The organism is Aminivibrio pyruvatiphilus (genome assembly GCF_004366815.1).
In the GTDB taxonomy this organism is placed as follows: domain Bacteria; phylum Synergistota; class Synergistia; order Synergistales; family Aminobacteriaceae; genus Aminivibrio; species Aminivibrio pyruvatiphilus.
This window is the reverse complement of sequence record NZ_SORI01000029.1, coordinates 1-26,616: the sequence shown is the minus strand read 5'-3', so window position 1 is coordinate 26,616 and position 26,616 is coordinate 1. Positions and strand designations below refer to the sequence as shown.

The window sequence follows — 26,616 nt, the reverse complement described above, 5'->3', positions numbered from 1 at the left end:
GCCGGCGTAGCGGCGGAATCTGAACAGGCTTCGGAAGAGGTCCGGAAACTCGGCGACCGTGCCCGGGAGATCCAGAGCTTCGTCTCCCAGATCGGAGGCATCGCCGACCAGACCAATCTCCTCGCCCTCAACGCCGCCATCGAGGCCGCCCGGGCGGGTGAGGCAGGACGGGGCTTCGCCGTGGTGGCGGAAGAAGTGCGGAAGCTCGCCGAGGAGAGCAACGAGGCGGCGAAGAAGATCGCGGAGCTTGCGGGGATGATTACAAAAGACCTGGACCAGGTGGTCTCCTCGTCGGAAAAGAGCGCGAAGAACTCCCACGCCTCTGCCGGGCTCGCGGAAGGGACCCGGGAGACCATTGCGAAGATGATGGAAGCCCTGTCAAGAATTTCGTCCTCGACCCAGGACCTGGCGGCCGTCTCGGAGGAACAGGCGGCGTCGAGCGAGGAGATCGCCGGGGCTGTGCAGAACATCGCGTCCCGGGTCAGTGCCTCGGCGGCGTCCTCCGACATGGTGCGGGGACAGATGAAAGAAGTGGCCGAGTCGGCGGAACGGGTCGCCCAGGGCTCCGAAGATCTTGCCGATCTCTCCAGGGAACTCCGGAAACTGGTGGGGTACTTCCGGTTCGAGCACGAAGGGGAACAACGGGGGCTTGTACCGGCAAAGGTAAATACAGCCCAGAAAAGAAACAATCCCTCCAAGGGAAGATAGGTAAGAAGAATCGGCCGGCAGTCCGTCCATACTACTCGGGACGTTCCGGCAAGCAAAAAGAGAGATCCGGATCAGGGCGGTACCCTGTTCCGGATCTCTCTTTTTCGCTCCTCGGGAATGAGAGGAAAAATCAGATCCCGCTATCCTTTAAACTGGCCTCTTCGGAATGACCACAATTTGAGGTTTTTTAAAATTTTGACCTGCGTCAAGGAAGGAAATCCGGGCCTCCTGTATCCTCAGCCTACCACACATAAAGGGAGGTCATATTCATGACAAACAGAACGTTTCAGCTGGAAACCGTTTCCTGTCCGAGCTGCATAGCGAAAATCGAGGGTATGCTGAAAAAAACCGGAGGCATCAGCAGTTCAGAGGTGCTGTTCAATTCATCAAGAGTAAAGGTGAGCTTTGACGACAGCGCTGTCACCGCAGAAGAGATCAGGGCGAAAATTGAAAGCCTGGGCTACCGGGTCCTGAGCGAAAAGTAGGAAGAAGGGGGTGTCTGCAATGATGAAAATGACGAAAGGGCGGATTGTTCTCATCTCGGGGATTCTGGCCGCTGCATCCTTCGTGCTGAAAGAGATGATCGGATACGAAAAGATCACGATATTTCTGATGCTTGCCACAACCGTAATTGCAGGCACCCCTGTTTTCAGGAAGGCCATCGGGGCGCTGAGGCATCGCATCGTCGGGATCGACGCCCTGGTAACCATTGCCGTTACCGGAGCCGTTATCATCGGCGAGTACTGGGAGGCGGCCGCGGTAACCTTTCTGTTCATGCTGGGCGACTACCTTGAGGCCAGGACCATTGAAAAGACGAGGTCTTCCATCAAGGCTCTGCTCGATATGGCGCCGGATAAGGCAAGAGTGCGAAGAAACGGCGCCGAAACGGAGGTCGATCCGGAAGATGTGGTGAAAGGTGACTTCGTGGTGGTGAGGCCCGGAGAAAAAATAGCGGTCGACGGAACCGTCGTGGAGGGCTCGGCCTACATCAACCAGGCGGCCATTACCGGAGAGTCCATTCCCATAAGCCGCACCGTGGATGAAACGGTGTTTTCGGGGACCGTCATCGAGTCGGGATATCTGATTGTCAGGGCAGACAGGGTCGGCGAGGACACCACTTTTGCCAGGATTCTGCAGATGGTTGAGGATGCCCAGGACAAGAAGGCGAAAACACAGAAGTTCCTGGAAAAGTTCTCCCGCTATTACACCCCGGCGATTATCTTTCTTTCCATTGCCCTGTTCCTCGCCACGAAAGATCTGGTGCTGGCCCTGACACTTCTGGTCATAGCCTGTCCGGGTGCTCTTGTGATCTCGGCCCCCGTCTCGATCGTGGCCGGCATAGGAAACGGGGCAAAACACGGTGTTCTTGTCAAGGGCGGGGAAATTATGGAAAAACTTGGAACCGTAAAGGCTGTCGCTTTTGACAAGACAGGAACCCTGACCGTCGGGAAACCCTCCGTGACACGGGCAGAGCCGGTGGGCATGAGCGAAGATGAACTTTTAAGGATTGCTGCGGTCGGTGAATCCTACTCGGAACATCCGCTGGGAAAAGCCATCATCTCAGCGGCGGCAAAAAAACTGGGGCGGATCAGCGAAACTCCTGAGGATGCGGAAATTTTCAGCGGCCATGGGCTCAGATTCAGCCTTGACGGAAAAACCTACTTCATCGGCAACAGGAAATTGTTCACGGACAACGGAATCAGTGTTGAGAGGCACGAAAGTTATCTGCAGAGCGAGGAGAAAAAGGGGCAGACGGCGGTTATCGTGGGCACGGCTGAGAGAGTATGCGGCATCATCTCCATTGCCGACACCGTGAGGCCTGAGGCGAAGGCTCTGATTGCCGACCTTGAATCGCGGGGAATTGAAAAGATTGTCATGCTGACCGGAGACAACATAAGAGCGGCCCAGGCGATTGCAAAGGAAACAGGCATCCGCGAGTTTTACAGCGAACTGCTTCCCGACGACAAAGTGCGGATTCTGTCCGAACTCCGTGAACGGTACGGAAGCGTCGCCATGGTGGGCGACGGAGTCAACGACGCACCGGCGCTCGCGTCCTCGGATTTGGGAATAGCCGTCGGAGGAGCCGGCAAGGATATAGCGATGGAAACGGCGGACGTGGTACTCTTGTCGGCAGGAATCAGGAAACTGTCTTATGCGGTCGGCCTGAGCCGGGCTACCGTCCGGAACATGAAGCAGAACATCACCTTCGCTCTTCTTGTGGCGGCGTTTCTTCTGGCGGGAGTGCTGGCCAAAACCGTTACGCTGTCATTCGGAATGCTGGTACATGAAGTTTCCGTACTCCTGGTCATACTCAACGCGGTCAGGCTGCTTCATTACGGGGAATCGAAAAAGCCGGAGGACGTTCCATCCGGTGAAGGGGGAATTGCTGTTGAAGAACTGTAGCTGCAGTGGTGGCGAGAACTGGCGGAACTGTTTTGAAAATGTGCCTCTTTTTCAATCCCTGAGCCCTGACGAAATGTCGGAGATAGCCTCCATTACCGAACCCCGCACCTTTCAAAAGGGAGAGTTCATTTACAGGGAGGGGGACACCGGCGGGAAACTCTATATTCTCCACACCGGCGGGGTGAAAATATCCAGGCTCAGTTCCGACGGCAAGGAACAGGTCATACGAGTCATAGGCCCGGGAGAATTCATCGGAGAGCTTTCACTGTTCAGTTACCTTCCGTTTACGGACGATGCGGCAGCCCTTGAAAACTCCACCATGTGCTTTATCGACGGCGGGAAGCTGAAGCTGCTGATGTCGAAATATATCTCCATCGCTTTCAAGGTTATGGACGAACTGAGCAAAAGGCTCGAACGGGCCGAAAACCTGATAAAGGAAATCAGCCTGAATTCCGTGGAAGAGAGGCTGGCGAGGGTTCTGCTCGATTTATCTGGTGAAGAGAGGGAAATCATTCTCCCCATGACAAAAGGAGACTTCGCCTCCCAACTGGGGATGAGCCAGGAAACCCTGAGCCGGAAACTGTCTTCCTTTCAGGAAGAAGGGCTCATTTCACTCAAGGGACATAAAAGGATAATCATTGAGAACAGGGAAGGATTGCAGAAACTTCTCTGAGAACCTGCCTGCAAAAGGGCCTTGAAAGCCGCTGCCCCGGCTCCGGCACGGGGCAAATGAGCCTCTGGATTTCCCTGCGCGTCGCTCCGTTCAGGACGACAGTATTTGCCTGTCATTCTGAGGGCGAAGCCCGAAGAATCTCGCCTTCACCGGGATTCAGAAGCTGCCAGCGTGAAGTACACCTTCTCCATCCTCTGAAACACTGCCTGCCACGTGCTGTTTTTCAGCCGTTCAGCCAGTTCTCTGTACGATTCCGCTGAAGGCGGCCTGTGGAAGATGTCCGTCAATGCCTCCCTCAGTTTTGCGGCAATGTCGCCGACGAATTTCGATTCGTACCCCGGCGCGATGGTATCAGCACCTTCAAGGGGAGGGCAGGGAATCAGCCGGAGCCAGTCCGTTCCCGCCATTTTAAGGATGTCCCTCACACCCGGCAGGTCGGTGGCAAGGCAGAGACAGCCGGAGGCAAGAGCCTCGGGAAGTACCAGGGGCAGCCCCTCGTAAAGGGAGGGAAGGATGAACATGTTCGCCCCGGACAGGGCGGCCGCGAAATCTTCCTGTCTCAAAGATCCCGCAATGACTGCGCGGTTTCCGAGCCTCCCGGCGAGGTCGATGCATTCTGTCCGTTCGGGGCCTGTTCCCCCTCCGGCAAGAAACAGCGTCCACGGCAGGTCGGTGACGGAAGCGAATGCCCGGAGCATCCAGGGTACCCCCTTGGCGCGGCTCAGTTTTCCTCCGTAAACGATTGTCGGGATATCCGTCTTTTTCTCTCCCGGAACAAACAGTCCGCTCCGGAATCCGGCGCCTGTGACGTGGATCCGTCCGGCAGGAATGCCGTAGACCTGCCGTATCTCCTCCGCTTGTCTTGAAAAGAGCGCAAATACTCCGTCCAGGCCGGAGCATCCGGAGACAACCTCCTGCCTGAACCTGGGGCATGTGTGCATTTGCCGAAGATCGGTGCCGTGACATGTGGCGACCATGGGGATGCCCGGAAGGATGCGGCGGGCGAGTGATGTGACCAGCCAGAGGTGGTTCGAGTGGATAATGTCAGGCCGGAACCGGGCCGCGGCCTTCAGGACCGCCGTTTTGAAGACATCTCTGTAGGAAGAGAGCTGCCGGTCCGTCAGGTCGGAGAACCTCATGGACGGATAGGGCATAACGTCGCTCATGCCCGGTATCGGGAATGGGAGGTCTCCTCCCCCGAAGGTGACGAAACGGGTCCGGAGATGTGAAAGGCCCGGAAAAACCGGGAGATAACCTTCCTGTATGCCCGCCACGACCATGTTTTCATGTCCGAATTTTTCCGATTCGGTAAGGATAGCCTGAAGCATTGTCCCGCTTCCCGTGGAATCCGGACGCTGGCTCAAGAGGTGAAGAACCCTCATTCTCAGCCCCCCTTTCCGGCAACGGCGGTCCGTATTCTCCTGATGTGGCCGTTTTCTTCCCCTTCAAAACCCGATTTGTGAAGCAGAAGGGCCGCATCGTCCACTCGTCCCGCACGCAGCAGATGCCTGCAGGAAAGGTAAACCAGCTTGCAGCAGTAGGCCCGGAGCGAAGGAACCAGATGATCCGGAACTTTTCCTTTGCAAAGCCGCGCTCTGGCAGTGGCAACAAAGGGCAGCTCCCGCTCCCGGGGAATGCGCACGCACAGGCGGTTTCCGGCGTCTTTTCTGTAGCAGGAAGGCCCGGAATGGCTGAACGCCACCGGGGACTCCAGGGCTATCCGTCCCCAGAGGTCAAGATCCTCTCCAAGGTGGACGCCCTCGGCAAAGAGCCCTGCCTCGAGCAGCACTTTTTTTGGAGCTCCTGCAGCGGAAGTAAAGACCGGCGGCTTCCCCATGGCCGCCGCCCGGAAGTAGTCAGGCAGGAGCCCTTCCCAGGGCGGACAGGGAAAGCCCGAGAATGTGGGCGCCCTCCTGGTCCCGTCAGGCATGATGAACACGTAGGAAGTGGCGCAGATTCCTGCGCCCGGGAAGGATGTATGGAGGCGAAGCAGGGTTGCCAGGTGACCGGGACGCCATTCGTCATCTGCATCGAGAAAAGCGACAAAGGGAGAGCAGGCGGTCCGGATTCCGTTATTCCGTGCGGTGGAAACGCCGCCGTGGGACTGGCGGATCAGGCGGACGCGCGGGTCCCGAAAGGCCGCCGCCTGTTCGGGGCCGTCATCCGAGGAACCGTCATCCACGACCAGGACTTCAATATCCTGCAGGCCCTGGTTCAGGACGGATGTGAGCGCCCGACCGATATAGGGCCCCTTGTTGAAGAGCGAAATGACGACGGTCGCTTCGGGCACGGGATTCGCCTCCTTTCGGACTGCGCCGGATGAGGTCAATCGTAGCATAAAGCATGCCCGAAAAGAGATGTATCTCTCTCCCGAAACATCTCGCTTCTCCTTTTTGACATTCTAAGATTTAATAAGTATAATTCCGTTCATTGTGTTTTTTCACATCCAGACAACGGAGCGGGCTATGATTCTTGATACCCACGTTCATTCAAAAGAATTTTCCTACGACAGTCCCCTTCCTATCCGTGAGGCAATCCTCCGCGGAAAGGCGGCAGGCCTTGACGGGTTGTGCGTCACCGATCACGAGCACATGGGAATGCGGCGGCTTGCGGAACAGCTGACCCGCAGGCATGACTTTCTGGTGCTGGTCGGTATGGAATTCCTGACCTTCGAGGGAGACCTGCTCGTTTTCGGCCTTGACAAGGTACCGGATCGCGCAATGCACGCGGATGAGCTTGTTTCCCTCGTCAACCGGCAGGGAGGGTGTGCCGTAAGCGCCCACCCCTTCCGTGACAACGACAGAGGACTGGGAAATGGAATACGGGGGCTCCATAGCCTGCACGGCATCGAAGCCCTGAACGGAAGCACCCGCCCGCATCACAACGCCATGGCGTCGGATCTCGCTTTCGAACTGGGATTTGCCCGGCTCGGAGGAAGCGACGCCCACCTTCCGGAGCGTGTGGGGCTCTGCGCCACACGGTTTCTTCAACCTGTACGAAACGAGGGGGACCTGATCAGGGCTGTCCGTGCAGGTCTGGTTGAGCCCGTTGTTCTTGAAGACGGCCGATATCGCACCCAAACAATACCGGCGGACCGGGTGCCTGTTATTGAGGCCTCATCACGCCGGATGGAACAGGAACGGCTGTACGTCTCCTGAACGCTCACCGCCGGGCCTTTCAGAGTTTCCAGCACTTACCGGCATTACAGAATACCCCTCCTTCAACTCTTCCACATTTCAGCTCCCTTGCGGGGCGACATGGTAAGTCAGTCATCCCGAGGCAGGGTTCTCGGCCGATCGCGCTCGCGCAGCACCCAAGCGAAGCGGAGGGAGCATCTCTGGAGGGGAGGAATCTGTTTTTTTGAACCTTCAAACAACCTCGAGATCCTTCGGCCAAAGAAACCGGCCTCAGGATGACAGAACCAGTCGCTCACTCCGTTCGGGACGACACTATCCCGGTCTGTCGTCCTGAACGAAGTGAAGGACCTGTTTCTGGAATCTTTAAAATCACCCCCGAGATCCTTCCCCTCCGGGGATGCTCCGCGATCGTCGCTACGCTCCTCAGGATGACAAAACCGGGATTCTTCCCCTCCAGGGAGGGATTTTGGGCTTGAGTCTCAGCGGAATCAAAAGCGAGATCCTTCGGCCAAAGAAACCGGCCTCAGGATGACAGAACCAGTCGATCACTCCGTTCAGGGCGACAAGGGCGGCATTTCATCCCCCCTACCCCGCCTCGGAATTTCTACTGCACCCCGGGCCGGTGATCCGGCTTCTGCCCCCGGTCCGGGGGACGACCTCGATCCGGGCGCTGATCCGCTCCTTGAGGGCGGGCACGTGGGATATCACCCCGATCAGCTTGCCGTCCTGCTGCAGGCCCGCGAGGGTTTCAAGGGCGGTGTCGAGGGCTTCCTCGTCCAGGGTGCCGAAGCCTTCGTCCAAAAAGAGGGAATCCACCCGGACGTTCCTGCTCGCCATAGAGGAGAGCCCCAGGGCCAGCGCGAGGCTGACGATGAAGCTCTCTCCTCCTGAGAGGTTCTTGGTTGACCGTATTTCACCGGCCTGGTAGCCGTCCACCACGTTCAGCTCCAGGGGCTGCTCCCTGTCCCGGACCAGCAGGTACCGGTCGCTCATCTTCTGAAGCTGCCGGTTGGCCTGGCCGATCATCATGTCGAAGGTCAGTCCCTGGGCGAAATTACGGTATTTCTTTCCGTCAGCGGAACCGATCAGCTCATGGAGGCCGTCCCACCGGCGGCACTCCCTGCCCTGGGCCTCCAGGGCCGCCTTCTTTTCCTTCACCCGCTCTCGGGATGCGGCGTTCTCGTTCAGCCTGTGCCTGAGGCCTGAAACCGCCTCCCGCAAGGCCTTCAGGAAATCCTCGCATTCCCGGAAACGGTTTTCCAGTGCCTCGGGGGTTTCGTCCGTCACCTTCCGGGATCGTTCCTCCGCCAGTTTCCTTTCCCGGTCCGCCCGCCTGGCCGCCAGGGCCGTCCGGCGGTCTTCCAGATCCTTCTTCCCCGCAGCCAGGGCCTCCCGCTGCTCCGGTTCAAGCCGGGCTTCCAGAAAGTCTTCTTCACCTTCAAAACCTGCCGCGGAAAGACCGGCGAAAAAAGCGGCCTCCGCCTTCCGCACTTCCGGCTCCCTCCGAAGGATGCCCTTTTGCAGGGATTCCATCCGGGATTTCGCCCTGTCAGCCCGTTCTTTCAATCCGTCGCGGAGCTCCCTGCCCTTCCTTTCGTCCTCCCCGGCGGTTTCCAGGGCCTCCTTCAGCAGATGCTCTTCCCCGTCGGGATCCTTTTCGCCGTAGAGTTCCTTCCGCTCCTCAAGGAGGCGGTCATACTCTTTTTGGAGAGTTTCCAGCCGTCTCTTTTTCTCGTCAAGGGCGCGGGTCAGGGTTTCCAGGGTGCCGTCGAGCCATTTCAGGTCACTTTCCAGAAGGCCGATCTTCTTTTCCATGTCCGCCTTCTCCCGGACCTTCTGCTGCCACGCATTCATCCGTTCCCGCAGGGAGACCGCCAGAGAGGGCAGATCCCCCTCCGGAATGCTGTCGATGCCAAGGGGCTGCAGCCTGTCTTTGAGGAGGTTTGTAAGACGCAGGCAGTCCGCCCGCAATTTTTCCAGTCCTTCAGCGGAGAGAGCCAATGCCTTTTCCGCCGCCGTTTTGGCTGAAAGGGCCGCCCCTTCGTCCTTTTCTCCGTCCGCCATCTGCTGACGGGCTGCCGCCTCGGACTTCTCGAGCCCCCGCACCGCCGTTTCCCGCTCCTCCGCCTCCGCGATAAGCTTTTCAAGGGCGGCGATCTTCCCCTCCGTCTCGTCGGGCAAAGGAACGTTCCCCTCCGCAAAGGGGTGCTCCAGGGAGCCGCAGAGAGGGCACTCCTTGCCGTCCTCGAGTTTTGCCCGGTAGTCCTCCAGCTCGGCGATCCTGGCGAGGAAGGCCATCTCCCGGAGCAGGGCTTCCTTTTCCGCCCGGTATTCCCGGAGCAGGCGGCCGTCCAGCAGGTACTCCAGCGATTCCTTCTCCCGGCGCAGTTCCTCCGATGCGGCCTCCAGGATCCTCCTGCGGGCGCCGGTACGCTCCCAACATTCCTTAAGCACGGCTTCCGCCTGCCGGAGGGATTCCTTTACCGCCTCCAGGGCGGCCTCCCCATCGGCCATATCCTTTTGGCGGGAAACCAGGGCGTTCACCTGTTCCTCCACTCCCGCCAGACCGCCCGCCAGCCATTCATCCCGCCGGTGCTCCTCCAGCCAGCGTTCGGCTATTTCCAGCCGTTCCGCCTCACCGGCGAGAAGCCCCAGTTTTTCATCCCGGCTTTCCCGGGCTTTGTCCAGGTTCCCGCCGTCCTGCCGGCATTCCTCATCCATGTCCGAAAGGGCGTTCCGGCGGTCCGCAAGCCGCTGGTCAAGGGACCGGACCTTCGCTATCAGCGGGGCGGCACGGTTCAGCTCTTCCTTCGCCCGGATGGTCCCCAGCTCCGCTTCGAGCAGGGCCTGGGCCCCCTCCCGGGCCCGGGATTCCAGTTCGGGGAGGTTCTCCTCCTCCGCTTTCAGGGCTTCCGAATCGTCGGCCTGCTGCTTCCGCAGAGCCTCGAGGGTGGCATGGGCGCCCTCGAGCTCCGCCGCCCTCATGGCCCGGCGGAGCTTTTCCAGGTCCGGTTCAAAGGCGGCCCATTCACCCTGCAGCTCAGTCTCTTCCTCCGCCAGGCCGGAGATCTCCTGTTCCAGCCCCTCCAGGGCCGTAAGCCAGTTCATGGCCTGTGCCGTTATCTCCAGCCTCCCGGCGGCCGCCTCTTCCTCCCGCGCCTTCTCCGCCAGGTCCCGCCGGAGGGCTTCCTCCTCCTCCGGCTGCAGGACCGTGATCCCAGCAGTCTCCGCCTGGAGCAGATTCAGCTTCTCCCGCTCGTCCCGGCGGCGTTCGTGGACTTCCATGGAGATGAGGCTGTAAATTTCCGTACCCGTAATCTGCTCCAAGATGGGGGCCCGTTCGTCCGGGGCCGCCTGCAGGAAGGCGGCGAAGCCTCCCTGGGCCAGGAGCATGGACCGGGTGAACCGGTCGAAATCCATTCCTGTGGCTTCCTCGATCTGCCCTGCCACCCCCCGGATTTTGGACTCGAAGAGGGTGCCCGTCTCGCCGTCGGCGATTTCGTGCTTCGGGGCCTGGAGTTCGCCGTCCGGCTTTTTCCGCGCCCGGCGCTGGCTCCAGTGGCACCGGAAGCACCCCGCCCCCGTCCTGAAGGTCACCTCGGCAAAGCACTCCCCCGTCTGGCGGGACATGATCTCGTTGCCGCTTTTCGTCACCCGGTTCAGCCGGGGGGTCCGGCCGTAGAGGGCCAAACAGACGGCGTCCAGGATGGTGGTCTTTCCGGAGCCGGTGGGCCCCGTGATGGCGAAGATGCCGTCGGACGCGAAGGCGGGGTGGGTCAGGTCGATCTCCCATTCCCCCACCAGGGAGTTGAGGTTCAGAAACCTGATCTTTTCAATTCTCATGGCGGCCCCCCTGTTCCGGCTGACCCCCGCGCTCCAAGAGGGAGAGGACCGCTTCCCGGTAGGCCGCGAACAGCTCCGCATGCTGGTCTTCGGGGACCCGGTTCGCCTCGAGACACCGGCGGAAGACGTCGTCCTCGTCCAGGTCGTCCAGGGTCTCTTCTTCCATGGTCTGCGCCAGCGCCCGCTCGACGGCCCGGGTGTTCCTCACCCGGAGCACCTCCATAGAGGTGTTCCCTACCGCCTCTTCCAGCCGCTCCCGGAGGTCGCCCAGGATTTCGTCCCCGTCGTAGACCACTTCGAGCCATGCCTGGGACCCCTGGTAGGCCAGCTCGAAGATCCGCCCGGATATAAGGTCCCAATCGCCCCGGATCTGCTCGAGCTGCTGGAACACCGGCACGGTGAGAAGGCGAACGGAAGCATCCTTTCCCCGGAAGTCCGCCACGCAGACACTCTTTTGCTGCTTCGCCTCGCCGAAGCCCATGGGCAGGGGCGATCCGCTGTAGCGCACTGTTTCGGAGCCGTTCACCTTCTGGGGAACGTGGAGGTGGCCCAAGGCCACGTAGTCGAAACAGGACGGGAAAACTGCGGCGTCCACGTGGGCCAGGGAGCCTACATAAAGCTCACGGACACCGTCGCCTTCCACAGTCCGGCCTCCTGCGGCGAACAGATGGCCCGTTGCGAGGATGGGGATGGCGCTCCCGAGCTCCCTGCGTTTCTCCTCCGCGCAGGCGGCGACGGCTGCGTAATGCTCCCGGATGCCTTCCAGGAGCTTGCGCTCCTTGTCCCCGATGCTCTCGCCCGCCTCGGCCGTACGGATGTCACGGTCCCGGAGATGGGGCACGGCGCAGACGATCAGCTCGGGGACTCCCTGCCCGTCCCGGAGCACCAGCACTTCATCCTCCGGATTTCCGGAGGGGCTCCCGGTGACGTGAACCTCGAGGGCCTTCAGAAGTTCCTTCGGAGCGTCGAGGAAGGAGGGGGAATCATGGTTTCCGGAGACCACCACCACATGGCGGCAGCCCAGGGAGCCCGCCCGGCGGAGGAAGCGGTAATACAGCTCCTGTGCGCGGTTCCCCGGCGCCGTGGTGTCGAAAACGTCGCCCGCCACCACCAGGACGTCGATCCCGTTGTCCCGGATAGCCTGGGCCAGCCACTCCAGAAAGGCTTCGTATTCCTCGTACCGTTTTCGGCCGTAGAGGGTGCGGCCGAGATGCCAGTCCGACGTGTGGAGGATTCTCATTTCCGGCATGTGAGAACCCCTTCGCGGGCTCGAAAAGATATGTCCCCGGGGCAAAGGGGTTCAGCCGGGGTTCGGAAGAGACTGTCGGGCGAAGGTTTCATTCTTTTCATGGGGACACCTCCGGTAAGGTGCCTCCATTGTCGGCCTATTCCGCCGGGCCGTCAATTCCCGGTGACTCCGGCACGATTGCCGTCCTCAAGGAGCAGGGCGACGAAGGGCCTCATTGGCAGTCACTTTTCCTCTTCAAGCGCATCATAGTAATCATTTCGGGCCCCTCACAAAAAGTCATTTGTAAAAATGCTTTTAAAACACATAAAGTCCATTGTTTATTTGGTATAATACCTCATAAATAGGCAGGTGATGCTGAATGGACAGAACTGCAATGGAATCGCTGAAGCAGTGGAAAACCAGGGAGAACAAAAAGCCGCTTCTTATCCGCGGAGCCCGGCAGGTGGGAAAGACCTGGCTGATGAAGGAGTTCGGACGGAAAGAGTACGCCGAAACCGTCTATGTCAATTTTGACGGCAACCGGCAGATGAAGGAGCTTTTCTCCCCTGATTTCGACGTGGACCGTATCCTCATCGGCCTTGAACTCTACTCGGGGAAAAGAATTCTTCCCGGTGAAACCCTTCTCGTCTTCGACGAAGTCCAGGAAGCCCCCGACGCCCTCGCTTCACTGAAGTATTTCAGTGAAAACGCCCCCCGGCATCACATCCTGTGCGCCGGCTCTCTTCTCGGTGTGGCCCTTCACCCGGAAACCTCCTTTCCCGTGGGGAAAGTGGAGTTCCTCGACCTGTACCCCCTTTCTTACACCGAGTTTCTTCGTGCCCTTGGAAAAGAGCGATTTGCGGACGTACTAAAAAAAGGGGATTTCGCTCTTGCCTCCACGTTCGCTCAAACCTACACCGATCTGCTGAAGTATTACTACTTCGTAGGAGGCATGCCTGAAGCGGTGTCTCACTTCTCCCAGACCATGGATTTCTCCGGGACAAGGGAGATCCAACAACGGATCCTGTCCGCCTACGAGCAGGACTTTTCAAAGCACGCGCCCAATGATACCGTTCCCCGGATCAGAATGCTCTGGAACAGCATCCCCTCTCAGCTCGCCAGGGAGAACCGGAAGTTCATGTACGGATTGATCCGCGAGGGAGCCCGCGCGAAAGAATACGAAATGGCCATGCTCTGGCTTGCCGACTGCGGGCTTGTCCACAAGGTCCACCGGGTGAGCGGTGCGGCACTCCCCCTGAAAGCCTATGCAGACCTCAGGGCGTTTAAGCTCTTCTTTTCCGATGTAGGGCTTTTATCCTGCATGGCGGGGCTTTCACAGGCTACCCTGGTGGATGGAAACGTTCTTTTCCGGGAGTTCAAGAGAGCGCTGACGGAGCAATATGTCCTCCAGCAGCTGAAAGCCGCTGAAGGTATGGACGTATTCTACTGGTCAAGCGAAAAGGGAACTGCGGAAGTGGACTTTCTTTTCGAAGCCGGCGGGGATATCGTTCCCTTGGAAGTGAAGGCCGAGGTGAACCTTCAGGCAAAAAGCCTGAAGACTTTCCGTGAGAAGTACAGGCCGAAAATATCAGTGCGGACGTCAATGGTGCCATGGAAAAAGGAGGACTGGCTTCTGAACCTGCCGTTGTATGCGGTGCAATACATCAGGGAAGCTATCGGGGGATGAGTTGGTTGTCGTTCCGAGCGAGCGCAGCGATCGCGTCCCCGGAGGGGGCGAGGAACCTCGCCTTTGGTTCCGGACTGCCTCAAGAACGAGATCCCTCGGCCTTGGAACTGGCCTTGGTATGACAGCGCTCTGTCGTCCTGAGGAGCGAAGCGACAGGAGAATCGTTTTCTATTGATTCGCTTTCTATTGATTGTCATCCTGAGGAGCAGAGCGACGAAGGATCTGGTGTTGCCCCTGCTTGTCATCCCGAATGAGCGAAGCGATCGCGGTCGCGCAGCATCCAGAGTGAAGCGGAGGGAGCATCCCCGGTGGGGAAGGATAGGTGTTGCCTTTCCTTTGAGGGGCATAAAAGCGAGATCCTTCGGGCGATGAAACAGCCCTCAGGATGACAATTGCCTTGTCGTCTTGAGCGAAGCGATCGCGGTCGCGCAGCATCCAGAGCAAAGCGGAGGGAGCATCCCGGGGGGGAAGGACCTCGTTTCCTCCTTAGCGGTATAATCAGCAAACAAAGCGATTGAACAAATACAGGAGCGTTCGGAAGATCCCCGTTTTTACCTGTACATAAAGGAGCGCACAACATGAAAGCGATCGCAGTCAACGGCAGTCCCAGAAAAACATGGAATACGGCAATACTGCTCGAGCACGCCCTGGCGGGAACCGCAAAAAAGGGCGCCGAAACCGAGCTGGTGCACCTCTACGACCACGACTTCAAAGGGTGCGTCAGTTGCTTCGCCTGCAAAAAAATCGGCGGGAAAAGCTACGGCCGGTGTGCCGTCAACGACGGGCTGACCCCCATCCTGGAAAAAGCCGCCGGGGCGGACATTCTTCTCCTGGGAACCCCGGTGTACTTCGGCTCCGAAACCGGTGAAATGAGGTCATTTTTGGAGCGCCTCCTCTTCCCGTTTCTCACCTACACCCCCGACTACGCTTCCATTTTCCCCGGCAGGCTCCGGATCGGGCTGGTCTACACCATGAACATCCCCGAACAGTCCCTGCACTCCTTCGGCTACGACAAAACCTTCGCCGCGACTCAGAGAACCCTGAGCCGGATTTTCGGGAACTGTGAACTTCTGCTGTCAACGGACACCTATCAGTTCAGCGACTATTCGGAGTATCTTTCCACCTGCTTTGACGCCGAAGCGAAGAAAAAGCGCCGCGAGGACGTCTTCCCCGAGGACTGCAGACGCGCGTTCGAACTGGGGGAAAAACTGGCCGCAGCCGCGAAGGGGTAGGCAGCCCCGGAAAAGAGCGTTCCAAGAATAGCGGTCAGGCTTCATCCTCCCCGCCGGACGGCAGGGATTTTCCCTTCCCTTCTGAGATAATCGAACTCCCCTTGGGCTTCCTTCTGCTCACGGCGAACTGTAAAGGATTCCTTTATAGTTGATAAAAGCTATTTTCCGACTCTAGCCGTACTCTAGCCGTAACTCTTCAATTATGAAAAATCGGGCCCGGGCGCAAAAAATGCACTTCCGACCGCTTTTCAAGCCTATCCCTCTTCACGGCTTTTGATTTCATACCCCATCGACCGGTACCCTCGCCTGCGCTTTTCCCACATACGGGCCAGCTGAAGATGATTCGTCTCGGCATAATCGTAGATGCGGACATCGCTCTTGCCTGCATGCTCCCTGTGCAGGCGTCCGGCGTATTGCTGCAAGGTTCCTTTCCATGAGATCGGCATCGCCAGCATCAGCGAATCAAGCGGAGGATGGTCAAAGCCTTCACCGATCAGGCGTCCGGTGGCAAGCAGTATCCTCGGCGAGGATTCATCCAACGAATCCAATTCCTTGAGCACGGATGTCCGCTGTTTCTTCGACATACGGCCGTGCAGCACGAAACAATGCTCAACATCCTTTCCCACCTCCTCCAGCAAAAGAGGCAGATGGTCCGTCCGTTCGGTTAGTACAAGAATTTTTCGGCCTTCCCGATATGCTGCAGAAATATCTTCCGCTATCTGCCTGTTACGGGCGGCGTCGTTGACGAGGACACGAAAAACCTCCTGTATCGGTGAGTTCTCTGGTATACCGGGGGTAATCAGGGCCTTCGACCAGACTTCCAGTTTTTGCGGAGCTGATTCGGGCCTTGCGGCATTGTAGCGGATCTGGCCGCACTGCATAAAAATTATGGGCTGATGGCCGTCGCGGCGTATAGGCGTCGCCGTCAACCCCATCACATATTTCGCCTTGGCCTGTTTGAGAATCCTTTCAAAAGAGAAGGCCGACAAATGATGGCATTCGTCGACGATGATCTGACCATACTGATCCAGAAAATCAGTCAAGTCTTCACGGCGGGAGAGGGACTGCATGACGGCAATGTCTATCATACCGGAGGGTTTCTTTTTGCCACCTCCGATAACCCCAATACTTCCCTTCTGAAACTCAAGAAAGTTTTCCAGCCGCCCCTGCCACTGCCTCAGGAGCTCTGTGCGGTGAACAAGAACCAATGTACTGATCCCCCGCCGGGCGATCAAAGACGCGGCCGCGACTGTCTTACCGAAAGCCGTCGGTGCGCAGAGGACACCGACTTCATATTTGAGCATCTCCCCCACCGCTGATTCCTGATCGCTTCTCAAAGTGCCCGTGAATGTGACAGCCACGTCCCGTCCAGTCAGGCGTTCCTCCCGAATCACCGGATGGATGCCGTTCTCCCGCAGCAGGTCCAGAACTCCATCGAGACAACCTCGCGGCAAGCCGATATGCTGCGGGTAATTCTCAGCACAGCCTATGAGTCGAGGTTTGTTCCATACCGGCATTCGCATGGCCTGGGCCTTGTAGAACTCAGGATTCCGGAAAGCCGCGAGCCGGATCAGACGATTGGCCAAAGGCTGGGGCAGGCCGGCTTTGGGGATATAGATCTGGTTTGCCAGCACCAATGTCAGAGATTCCGGAAGCGGTCCGGCGATTTTTGCAGCCACTGGTGCGGGGCTTTGCCAGGGTTTGTCGTTTTCTTCGCCGGAAGCAAAGGATACATCAAGAAGGTGCTGTCTGCCGCCTGCCCGGGAAATGGAGTCTTCCACATCCCGCCTTGTCATTGAAGAAACGGATGCCAGAAACCCCCATTGGTCCGGATAGGGGATAAGTCGTTCATCCACGAATACGCTGCGCCCCAGTTCTCTGGGGTGTTTCTGCAAGGGCAGCGCGATCAGGTTGCCGAAGCCGCCTTTCGGCAAAGTGTCCTGATTGGGAAAGAGGCGATCATAACTGGCAAGAGACAATTGCCGGGTACGATCACAGGTATGGCTTATCAGTACCTCACCGAGCTGACGGGCCTCACGGGCCGGAATATTCTCGGAAAAAAAGAACCAGGCATGCGCGCCGTTGCCTGAGCGTGAGATTTCCAGCGCCACCGGAATCCCCAGCTCCCGGCAGGATTTCATGAAGGCTCCGGCATCTTCCCGCCAGTCTGATCCATCAAAATCTACAGCCAGAAAAAAGCAACTGTCATCAGTAAGGAGCGGATAGACCCCGATGGTCTGTTTCCCGGCCAGGTGGTCGTACACCACCTGGTCAGTCACCGGCATCAGCTCGCGCCGGGCACAGGCTGCACATTTCACCCGGGGTTTATCGCAGATTCCGGGCTTCCACTCATTTGCGCAAGCAGGAGAATAGCCGGACGTACCCCTGGCAGACTCCCAGCGCTTGGGAAAAACATCCTCCCGCCCCCGAAACAACTGGCGGAAAAGGGCTATTTTTTCCCCGGCGGTGAGAGGTGTCCTGGTTTGAGGGGATTCCAATGGTCCAGAAGCGGGTTCAGAGGCAACCGGCACTTCCCAGGAGATGCCGTGCCGGGTCAACAGCTCCTTGAGCCGGGCGTTCTCCTCCCGGAGTATCCGCAGTTCGCCCCGACCGTTCACCCCGTTGTCCCTTTCATGCAGGCCCATATTCCTCCATTAGATCGTCCATGGCATCACTCACGCCCCATCCCCAGTTCCGCGCTTCGTGTCGGACCCGTTCGAGCCTGTCAACAAAGGCTTTCCGCTGATCAGGCTCCAGTTTCGCAACCGCCTTCAGCGCCTGCCCGAACATCAGGATCAGGGCGTCGAAAAACCCTCCGTCCTCCATGCCGCAGCTGCCGAGAAAATCCCAACAGGATTCGCAATAGAACACCATCAGTTCTGCAATCCCTTCAGGATGACCTACAGCCTTCCTGTAATCGGAGATCGCTTTCTTGGCCTTTGAGATGGAAACTTCCTGGTTTTTCATCACATCAGGACAAATCCACCGGCTGATAACGGCCTTGTAGGGCCCGAGCACGTCCTCGACCAGGGCGAAGCGGGCATGGAGAAAGAGCTGGTTCTTTCTGTCGGCGGCATAGAGATCCTGAATAAGCCCGAGCAGCGCAGGGCGGTCAAGATCGGCAAGGCGCCGCTTGAGGTCGCTCCAGCCCGGTTTTTTCTTGCTGTCTGTCATGTGTATATCTCTCCTAATCTGCCACTGGCATCGGTTCAATCCTGAGGAAAGCCGACCGGATCATTTTTCTCCTGTTCGGCTGCTTCCAGGGACAGGGAAAACGACTCGGAAATCATTATTACCCCTCCGGGAAAGATACGGCGCTTTTCTGCATCCCTACATTTCTTCAGTTGGGAGAAAACATCGCTGAAGAATACAAGACCCGGAGAGATGTCTCCGAATCTCCGACAGGTCTTCTGATTCTGTAACGATAGGAATCGGCCGACATTTTTCTTCGACCGTCAGGAAAAGAAAGTTCGTATTTTTCGTAGACAAAGAGAACGATTTCCCCGCCTTCCAAGGTTGCTTGTGTAATTTCTATCCCCAGTAATTTCTGTCGAATTCCGGCATTGTGTAATTCCTTTATTTTTTCGACCTTGGTTTTTAATAGCGGACCATCGGGGTTAAGGTAAGGCAAAGCAGGTGAGATAGACCCTGAATTCACTGACTCAGCCACCGCTTCGGCATACTTCCGCATAAAGGGAAGAAAAGACCTGGCGATGTCATCGAGATCCATTTTTTCCGCTGCTTCAACAAACCTCGATTCCAGGGAAAGAAACTCCCCCAAAACCCACCCTGTCTGACCGTCCGTCTTTACCACTTTATACCATGGGACACCCTTGAGGGATTTCACTGTACTGACGTGAACCCAGCCTGAAACATCACCTCTTGAATCCTGAACTGTAACCTCGTACCTTTCCTCATAGGCGTCATATTTCCGAATGGTGACCGCACGCCCTTTTTTCAGGACATATCCGCTGTTCGTCGAAATATCATTTTTCAGAATTCCCTCATTATCGACTTCCGCTACCCACTTCGTCACGACAATTAGCGCTTCCCCTCTTTCGAGCATTCCCTCTTTTCGGAGTGTATCGAAGGACTTGATCTCAGGAGGACCTGGCTTGCGGAAACGGTGGCACGGACTGTTTTGGGAATTTTCAACTCCGGAGGAGTGTTTTCGGCCTTATTCATTTCTCGGAGAGCTTCTTTTGCCGGCCCATGACCTTGAGCAGCGGCCTTGCGGTACCACTTGGCCGCTTCCGCATAGTCTTGGGGAACCCCCTCACCCTTGGCGTACATAGCACCAAGACGGAACTGGGCATCTGAATAATACCCCTGTTCAGCCACTATGCGAAACCACTTGGCGGCTTCCGTGAAGTTCCTAGGAACGCCCTCACCATTGTAATATACATAGCCGAGATGGAACTGAGCTTCTTTTAAACCCTGTTCCGCCGCTATGCGGTACCACTTGGCAGCTTCTACGTAGTTCTTTGGAACGCCAGCACCGCCTTTGTACAACGTTCCAAGAGAGTACTGCGCCTCCGCATGCCCCAATTCTGCTGCCTTGCGGTAATATTCTGCCGCTTTCACATAATCCTGTGGAACGCCATTGCCTTTCCAATACATCACCCCCAGTTCAAAGAGTGACCTCGGGTCATTCCTTTGCACTTCTGCTGCGGGAGTGGGCTTGAGGGGAGCTGTGGGTTCTTGCCGGGAAGGAGGGGGCACAACCGGTGGTACCGGAGAGGAATTCCCGGCAAAAAAGGCAAAGTACACAAACGCTACCAGAGCGGCTAAAACAACAAGAACCTGCGGAAATACGAATCTTCCTTCTTGCTGATCACTCTTTTTTGGAGCTTCCGGAATAGCATCGTTACCACCGGCAACAGGTGCTGCCGGTTCCTCCCCTTGCCGGAGCAGAGTTCTCTTCACCAAGAAGCCTTTCCCTGAACGCTCTCATGCTCTGGGGCCGGTCCTTCGGAGCGAGAGAGAGACCTGACATCAAACCTTCCTGCGCATGGGAAGGAAACAGTCTCCCGATTTCCCCCGACTGCACCAGCGTGTCTTCTCCAAGCCGGTCCAGGGCGTCCGGCGGCATCATCCCCGTGACACACCTGTACAGCGTAGCCGCCATGCCGTATACGTCCGTCCAGGGTCCCAGGCTTCCCCTGCTCTGGTACTGCTCCGGGGGGCTGTATCCCCTTTTCAGCACTACCGAATGGCTCTTCTGCTGTGCCAGGTTTATCGCCGATTTCGACGCCCCGAAATCAAGGAGCTTCACCTGACCGTTCCGTGTCACGAAGATATTGTCGGGGCTGATGTCACGGTGAATCAGTCCTGATGCATGCACTTCATCAAGGGCGTCCATGACCGGAGAGAGGGTGTCCATCGCATCCCGGAAGGACAGCCGCCCTCCCTGTTCCTCAAGGTATTTCTGCAGCGTCCGCCCCTCCAGGTAGGTCATCACCATGTAGGCGGTGCCGTTTTCCTCGAAGAAATCCCGTACAGACACTATGTTCGGCTGTCCCTCAAACCGGGCCAGGATCCGTGCCTCCTCGAGAAATTTCTCCATCCCTCGTTTGAAATCTTCACGGGTCTCGGAACTCGCGTTCATGACTGTGCGGTTCGCGGTGTTCCGGACCGCCACTCCAGCGGGGTAGTATTCTTTGATTGCCAGCTTCAAACCAAGGAGAGAGTCCAGGCCGAGGTACGTGATGCCGAACCCGCCCTGCCCGAGAATTCTTCCCGCGATGTACCGGTCGTGGATCATCGTCCCCGGTTTCAGGCGGTTCCAGTCGTCGTTAGAATCCCCCGGCCTGTAACCGCAGAAGGGACAGGTTTCGGACTGCCCTTTTTCCGAAAAGCAGGAGGGACAAAGGTTTGTTCTACCCATTTCATTTGCCTGGATGTCCATCGATGATCCTCCTCGATCCGTTTTGCGGATGCTGCGTTTCCGGGCACCATCCCGGAAAAAACGTGAAAATCGGCCTTTACCTATTTTTTCTTCCCTTTCTTTGGGACGGCTTCAATCTTCTTCCCTCCATCCTCTTTTACAGGAACTGCAAGGATAATATCCTTTGAGGCAGGAATATCCCCGGACGTCATTATTCCCGAGAGGTTTCCGTTCCCGTCCGCCTGATGACCGGCATCCGGGAGAACATCTCCTGAAACAACGGTCTGGGAAGCGGCATCCTGATCTAACACTGCGGGTGAATCACTGCGGCTGACTTTCCAGTAAATACCAAGACAGGCAGCCATAGCGAACCCAAGAAGTAGAACGGCCCCTATGAGCTTTGTTCTTCTCTTTTTGGAAGGAGCAACCTTCACTTCCCGCGTCCTTATCTGAGGTTCTCCGATCTTCAGGCAGACGGCGGTTATGTTGTCCTGTGAAGGGTTCTGCTCTTCCAGGACTGCATCCACCAGTTTTTGGGTCCATTCCCGGGGATCGTCGGAATAACATTCGATGATTCTTTTTTCGGGCAAAAATTTAAACAGCCCGTCCGTGCAAAGAAGGAGAGAGAAGTTTTCCGGCAGGGGGGCAGAATGAAAGCCCTTTCCTATTTCATTGACGGATTGATCCCCGATATAGCTCGTCAGGGATTCCCTGGCAGGGTGAGAAAGCACCATGTCATATTCTATCAGGCCCTTTTCGGCGGCCTTTTTGAGCTTTCTCCCGTACACATGGTCTTCAGTCAGCCGGGTCAGCGCCTGCCCGTCGGTGAGATAGATGCGGCTGTCCCCGGCGTATATCCAGTACATTCCACTTTCATGCACGACTGCGGCTATCAGCGTCGTTCCGAAGTTGCCCTTCTCCCCCAGCTCAACCGCCAGGGAATACACGGCATCATTCGTTTCAATCATGGAGCGTTCGAGGGCATCCCCGATGGGTTCGCCGGCTGTCTTCTTCAAATAGGCTTCCAGGAAGGTTTTAATCGCGAGCCTGGAAGCCTTGCCGCCTTCTGCAAGCCCCCCCATTCCGTCAGCGACGACCGCGAGTACGCCTCCATGGGACAGAAACTCACTATCACCGATTTCGCTGATTCCAAAAGCATCCTGCTGTTCGCTGCGAGTCCCGATGTGCTGTGCGTTTCCCGGAAAGACAATCATTATGAAACCGCCTACCGGATCTCGAATTCATTGCCGTCGTCGCCAACACGGAATCTTCTGAAGATCGTCAGAGTTACAGGCGCTGCAATGCGTATCCAGGACGACCGTTCCTGGAGAAACGTACCGTTTGTCGAGCCGAGATCTTCCAGAATCCAGCTTTCGGGAGTCGGCCCCTGGGAAAGCCTGGCATGCCGCCTTGACACGGAGGATGAATGGAGAACAAGACTGCACTGGGAGGGGTCTCTTCCGATAACAACCCCTTCTTCCGGGACAGGAATCTGCTGGCCGGCATAGGTCCCTGTCATGCCGCATAAAAATGCCTGGCGTTTCGGAACCGTCTGGGGAGAAGGGGCAGAATAGTTATCCTTGTTTCCGGGAACGGAAGGAGAAAAAAACTTTGGTCTCATTGTGGGAAAGGCATTGAACAATCCAACTCCTATCAGGACAAGACCTCCCAGTCCGATGATCCAGAGTCCCATGCCCATTATGTTCAGGTACTCGATAATAGCAGTCTTGATGTCCAGGAATTTTTCTGCAGCCTTTAAACCTTCCGCCATCATTCCTATTTTCCTGCGAAGCTCCAGGATGTGGTAGACTCCGATGATCAGACTGAAAATACCACACACTGGATACGCCAGACTTAGTCTGTCACTTTTATTGGAAATATTATAACTGGCAACCGCAGCCGCACACAGGCCTAAAACAATCGCAGCCGCGCCTTCAGCGGTATCGAAACCTCTGACAACAAGAATACCTCCGAGAGAAATCCATGGAAGAAAACAGCCTGCAAGAACCAGGAGACCCCCAATCAAAGCGGCGTAATGCATTTTCATTTCGCTCCTTTTAAAAGGAAAATTTTCGTAAGTCCCGTGCCGGCAGAGCTTCTGACCATTGACCACATGCGGGGCTTCATGTAGAAAGCCCTCTCATGGCAGTCTTTCTTTTCAGTTTTCACGAAGAAACCTCTTCACAGTATGCCCGGTTTGTGAAGAGGTTTCCTTTTCATTCGATCCCAACGATCTTGACTCTCATCTCAGTTTTGCCCAGCATCAGCCTGTCGCCGTCATTGAGAGGAAATTCTCCCCTGACCGGAACTCCGTTTACCATGGTGCCGTTGGTTGACTGAAGATCCGCAACGAACAGTTTCCCCCGGGAAAAGATGAGTTCACAGTGTCTTCCCGAAATCGTCCCGTCTCCCGGAATGGTAAGGACAGGCTGTCCGGTATTCCTCCCCAGGACCAGACGGTCGCTCACATTCGCCGTAAATTTATCCCCCGGGGCTGTTGTCCCTGTCACTATGAGCTCAATTTTCATTGAAGGGACCGCAGGAACGGAAACCGTCTGGGAAACCCTCGGCATTTGAACCGTTGCTTTCTCCTGCGGCTTAACCTCATGGTCCTTCACCAGGGCCTGCTTTTTCTTTTTTTGAATAATTAAGAACAACAGTCCCCCGAGAAAAAGTGCCGCCCCCGCAGCCAGAGGGTACTTCCATTGCTGCAGCCAGTTTTCCGCGGGCTCGCTGCCGGTCACTGCAACGTCAGCTGAAAGCGGTTCTTTTGGTGCTGATTCCGCATCCTGGCCCTGCTGCGGCGTGAGGCGGACCGTGATCCCGTCATAAAGGGATTTTTCTCCGTCGGTGTAGGCTATTTCAACCCTCTTCGCCGTGCCGTCGGGTTTCATTTCCCCGAGATCAATTTTCAGAACAAGGGATTCGTTCAGAGAAGCTGATATGGAGCTAAACACATCTGAAAAAGCAGATGACTTTGCATCAAATACCTGCCCTCCGGACCTGCGTGAGAATTCGCCAATGGCTTTGAAAGCCGCATCTCTCGATGCTTTGCTCATGGAGTCGGCATCGAAAAATATGGAATAGACAGGGACCGGGTCAAGAGTCAATGCCTCGCGAACTTCATCGGTCGTCGCCCCTCCGGGCATATCATCTATTCCGTCGCTGCAGAGGATAATGATCCTCCGGCGGGGAAGGTCTTCTTTTTTTGTTCTCGCAAGTTCCAGGCCCCGAAGGAGCCCCTGATTCAACTGGGTACGCTTGTCCTTCGCCTGCAGGTTCTGGAGGCTGTAGAGCAGGGATTTTTTCTCAGATGTGAAGCCCTGCTCCACTGTCACCTTCTCTCCAAAGGAAATGATTACGGCGCGGTCAAGGGGTTTCATCTTCTCTATCATCGCCGCGATGGTTTTCTTGAGTTCGTCGAAACGTTTCGGCTTGATCGAACCGGAGATATCCACAAGAAAAACTGATGTGATCCCCTCCTCCTGCGAGGAAAAAGGAGACCAGGCGCTTACCTGTACCGGCTGGTTCCCCACCGTTGCGGTTATTTTTCCCGCCGGTCCGGGATCCGCCATTTTGCCCGCTTCATCCCACAGGTCGGCGTACACCGTCAGTGAAGGAAACTCAAGAAATGCCTGCCTTACCCGCAGCGTTACCGGTACTGCCCCTGCGGCTGGACTGCAGCCACCAGACAGCAGGAAAAGAAAAAACAAGAAGCACGCGAAGGAAGTACGGAAGGTCAGGAATCTTTTTTTGTTTCCCATTGGAAATTCTCCCCGCAGAAAGGAACAAACAGGAACGTGCTTTCCCCCATTTCAATGCGGTCGTATGCATTGAGTTTTTCCGAGGCGATCACTTCTTCTCCATTCAGATAGATCAGCCCCCGGCTCAATCCTGCCTGGATTCTGAAGACATTTTTCTTCGGATCGTGAACAATAAAGGCGTGGTCGCTGCGGGAGATCGTCTCGTCCCCCCGTATGCAAATATCCATGGTATCCGAACGGCCGACAACGTTCTTTTCCGAGCGGATACGGTAATCCCTTCCCCGGTCCGGGCCATCAATACAGACAAGCCACCCGACAACGGGATCGATGCCGGTTTTCTTCTTGAAAACCGCCACCGTATGCCCTTCATCGATTGCACTCTGTCCGGGGGCCCCTTTTGGCTGGTTTTGCGGGTTTATTTTCACGGTAGCCCCCGGATCGGGAACGGCAGCTGTTTCAGGAAAAGCCCGCCTTGTTCCATCAAAGTTTCCCGCCGGAACAGCACACCATGGACAGGAGTCGTTCGTTTCTGGATCATAGAAATGACCGTTCGGACATCTTGTGATTGCCATAATCTCACTCCCCTGATTAGATAAAGTTATAGAATCTAATATTTTATTTTATTTACTTTTAAATACTGCTTCGCCGGGGTGTATCCCTGTTTGGCTGACTTTATGTACCATTTTCGACTTTCCTCCTCGTTGCGCGGAACACCAAATCCTTTAGTATAAAAATACCCCAGTCGATACTGGGCAATAGGATGATTTTTTTCCGCAGCTATGCGATAGAATTCAGCAGCTTTTAGCTTATTCATATAAGTTCCGATTCCAAATTCATAAGCCCAGCCTAATTTGTATTGTGCCTGGATATGACCTTGATTCGCAGCCTTCTCATACCAATGAACACCCAGCTTATAATTTGGTGCAACCTGCTTGCCGTCAATGAGAAGATTATTGTGCATATATACATCGCCAAGGGCACATTGGGCATCGGCAAGCCCGTATTCAGCTGCAATGAGGTAACTTTCAAATTCTTTTTTCCCGTCACGATAGCGATGCATCTTTCCCATTTGATACTGGAATTTCGCTTCAGACTCCGATATCTGTTCTTGAGCCGGAGGTTCTTTTGCGATTGCAGGTTCCTTGCCGGTTTTTTGATTCTCAGCAGCGGAAACCGGGGGTTTGTTTTCGGCCGTTTGCGTTTCAGGTTGTTTCACGGCCTGAACCGGAGGCTGTTTCTGAGCCTCTTTTTCGGCCTTCTTTTGAAATTCCTCCACTGATCTGCGGAGGCTCTTCAACATTGCATCAGAAATCAATCCATCCACGGCCATTTTCTTATTTCTCTGGTAGGTCTGGATGGCCAACTGCGTCCTGCTTCCGTACAGGCCGTCAACCGCACCCACTTCAAACCCCAGCTGTTTCAGGAGCCTTTGAGTTTCCAGCACTTCCGCCTTGTTGAACCGGGGTGCTTCCTCTTTCTTTTCTTCTTCATTTGGAACATTGACAGCTGGCGCTGCTTCTTCTTTCACCCCTTCCTTTTGGGGTTCCGTTTTCCCGGATGCCGCCAAAAGCCTTTCCAGTGATTTTTTTGCCCTTCCGTCACCCTGATCCGCAGCCTTCCGGTACCATTCTGCCGCTTTTGCCTCATCCGCCGGGACTCCCCGCCCGTTTTCATACATCCACCCAAGGTTGAATTGGGCCCTGGTGTGTCCCTGGTCCGCGCTTTTCCGATACCATTCCACAGACTTGCCCAGGTCTCCCGGCACACCGTTACCCGTGAAATAGAGTTCACCCAGGTCATACTGCGCTACCGGATCTCCCTTTTCAGCCTTCTCTAGAGTCATCTGAAACAGGCTTTTTTCAGGCCGTTCCGCATAGACTTGTCCCTGCCGGCCTTCCTTTGCTGCATTGAATTCAGGATTCCGGGGCTTAATTTTCGTGAAGTACCGAGCCTTGCCTTCCTTGGCGATCAGCACCACGCCATCCTTGTCCACGGGGTTGTGGGTCGCGGGATCCATGGTGATCGTCGCATGGTGCAGCTTCAGGTCCTTCGTC

General features: G+C 56.4%; 21 protein-coding genes. 7 read left to right on the top strand and 14 right to left on the bottom strand.

Features of this window, described 5'->3' with window-relative positions:
• The 4 genes from C8D99_RS13975 to C8D99_RS13960 form a co-directional block, all read left to right on the top strand.
• A partial coding sequence (locus C8D99_RS13975; protein WP_243833955.1) for a methyl-accepting chemotaxis protein occupies positions 1-708 on the top strand: 708 nt, incomplete at its 5' end.
• 269 nt (positions 709-977) lie between these two features.
• Positions 978-1,193 carry a heavy-metal-associated domain-containing protein gene (locus C8D99_RS13970; RefSeq protein ID WP_133959122.1) on the top strand — a complete coding sequence of 72 codons (216 nt, stop codon included), beginning with the start codon at positions 978-980 and terminating at the stop codon, positions 1,191-1,193.
• 19 nt (positions 1,194-1,212) lie between these two features.
• A complete protein-coding gene (locus C8D99_RS13965; RefSeq protein ID WP_133959121.1) occupies positions 1,213-3,111 on the top strand; it encodes a heavy metal translocating P-type ATPase in 1,899 nt (632 codons plus the stop codon).
• A gap of 73 nt (positions 3,112-3,184) precedes the next feature.
• Entirely contained in the window at positions 3,185-3,784 is a 600-nt protein-coding gene (locus tag C8D99_RS13960; RefSeq protein WP_208321201.1) for a Crp/Fnr family transcriptional regulator, read from the top strand.
• Positions 3,785-3,930: 146 nt separating this feature from the next.
• On the opposite strand, the gene C8D99_RS13955 is transcribed toward C8D99_RS13960, so the two are convergent.
• Positions 3,931-4,950, bottom strand: a complete 1,020-nt coding sequence (locus C8D99_RS13955; protein WP_338024505.1) for a glycosyltransferase family 4 protein — start codon at positions 4,948-4,950, stop codon at positions 3,931-3,933.
• A gap of 218 nt (positions 4,951-5,168) precedes the next feature.
• Positions 5,169-6,074, bottom strand: coding sequence for a glycosyltransferase family A protein (locus C8D99_RS13950; RefSeq protein WP_166670207.1), 906 nt, complete (start codon positions 6,072-6,074; stop codon positions 5,169-5,171).
• A gap of 175 nt (positions 6,075-6,249) precedes the next feature.
• Here C8D99_RS13950 and C8D99_RS13945 point away from each other — a divergent pair, with 175 nt between their 5' ends.
• Positions 6,250-6,942, top strand: a complete 693-nt coding sequence (locus C8D99_RS13945) for a PHP domain-containing protein (RefSeq protein WP_133959117.1) — start codon at positions 6,250-6,252, stop codon at positions 6,940-6,942.
• 564 nt (positions 6,943-7,506) lie between these two features.
• Here C8D99_RS13945 and C8D99_RS13940 read toward each other — a convergent pair.
• Positions 7,507-10,764: an AAA family ATPase gene (locus tag C8D99_RS13940; protein WP_133959116.1), complete on the bottom strand. Its 3,258-nt coding sequence runs from the start codon at positions 10,762-10,764 to the stop codon at positions 7,507-7,509.
• Positions 10,754-12,013: an exonuclease SbcCD subunit D C-terminal domain-containing protein gene (locus tag C8D99_RS13935; protein WP_208321200.1), complete on the bottom strand. Its 1,260-nt coding sequence runs from the start codon at positions 12,011-12,013 to the stop codon at positions 10,754-10,756. Before C8D99_RS13935 ends, C8D99_RS13940 begins: the two co-directional genes overlap by 11 nt.
• A gap of 358 nt (positions 12,014-12,371) precedes the next feature.
• Between C8D99_RS13935 and C8D99_RS13930 the strand changes: the two genes are divergently transcribed.
• Together C8D99_RS13930 and C8D99_RS13925 are read left to right on the top strand one after the other, a co-directional pair.
• Positions 12,372-13,679, top strand: a complete 1,308-nt coding sequence (locus C8D99_RS13930; protein WP_133959115.1) for an ATP-binding protein — start codon at positions 12,372-12,374, stop codon at positions 13,677-13,679.
• 578 nt (positions 13,680-14,257) lie between these two features.
• Positions 14,258-14,911, top strand: coding sequence for a flavodoxin family protein (locus C8D99_RS13925; protein WP_133959114.1), 654 nt, complete (start codon positions 14,258-14,260; stop codon positions 14,909-14,911).
• A gap of 254 nt (positions 14,912-15,165) precedes the next feature.
• Here C8D99_RS13925 and C8D99_RS13920 read toward each other — a convergent pair whose 3' ends face one another.
• The 10 genes from C8D99_RS13920 to C8D99_RS13875 all read right to left on the bottom strand — a co-directional run.
• On the bottom strand, positions 15,166-17,556 hold the full coding sequence (locus tag C8D99_RS13920) for a TOTE conflict system archaeo-eukaryotic primase domain-containing protein (RefSeq protein WP_133959113.1): 2,391 nt from the start codon (positions 17,554-17,556) through the stop codon (positions 15,166-15,168).
• Positions 17,543-18,085, bottom strand: a complete 543-nt coding sequence (locus C8D99_RS13915) for a hypothetical protein (protein ID WP_133959112.1) — start codon at positions 18,083-18,085, stop codon at positions 17,543-17,545. The genes C8D99_RS13920 and C8D99_RS13915 overlap by 14 nt, the downstream gene beginning before the upstream one ends.
• Positions 18,086-18,251: 166 nt before the next feature.
• A complete protein-coding gene (locus C8D99_RS13910) occupies positions 18,252-18,947 on the bottom strand; it encodes an SH3 domain-containing protein (RefSeq protein WP_133959111.1) in 696 nt (231 codons plus the stop codon).
• Between the two features lie 5 nt (positions 18,948-18,952).
• Positions 18,953-19,837, bottom strand: coding sequence for a tetratricopeptide repeat protein (locus C8D99_RS13905; protein ID WP_243833957.1), 885 nt, complete (start codon positions 19,835-19,837; stop codon positions 18,953-18,955).
• Positions 19,779-20,819 (bottom strand): serine/threonine protein kinase, encoded by a 1,041-nt coding sequence (locus tag C8D99_RS13900; RefSeq protein ID WP_133959110.1) that lies wholly within the window; start codon positions 20,817-20,819, stop codon positions 19,779-19,781. Before C8D99_RS13900 ends, C8D99_RS13905 begins: the two co-directional genes overlap by 59 nt.
• Before the next feature lie 80 nt (positions 20,820-20,899).
• Complete coding sequence (locus tag C8D99_RS13895) at positions 20,900-22,012, bottom strand: PP2C family protein-serine/threonine phosphatase (RefSeq protein ID WP_133959109.1); 1,113 nt, start codon at positions 22,010-22,012, stop codon at positions 20,900-20,902.
• A gap of 11 nt (positions 22,013-22,023) precedes the next feature.
• The gene (locus tag C8D99_RS13890) at positions 22,024-22,839 is read right to left on the bottom strand and encodes an FHA domain-containing protein (protein ID WP_166670206.1); all 816 of its coding nucleotides are present in this window, start codon (positions 22,837-22,839) and stop codon (positions 22,024-22,026) included.
• 175 nt (positions 22,840-23,014) lie between these two features.
• Entirely contained in the window at positions 23,015-24,373 is a 1,359-nt protein-coding gene (locus tag C8D99_RS13885; RefSeq protein WP_243833956.1) for a VWA domain-containing protein, read from the bottom strand.
• Between the two features lie 164 nt (positions 24,374-24,537).
• Positions 24,538-25,134 carry an FHA domain-containing protein gene (locus tag C8D99_RS13880; protein WP_133959106.1) on the bottom strand — a complete coding sequence of 199 codons (597 nt, stop codon included), beginning with the start codon at positions 25,132-25,134 and terminating at the stop codon, positions 24,538-24,540.
• Positions 25,135-25,169: 35 nt separating this feature from the next.
• Positions 25,170-26,616, bottom strand: a 1,447-nt coding sequence (locus C8D99_RS13875; RefSeq protein WP_133959105.1) for a peptidoglycan-binding protein, incomplete at its 5' end; no start/stop codon positions are given.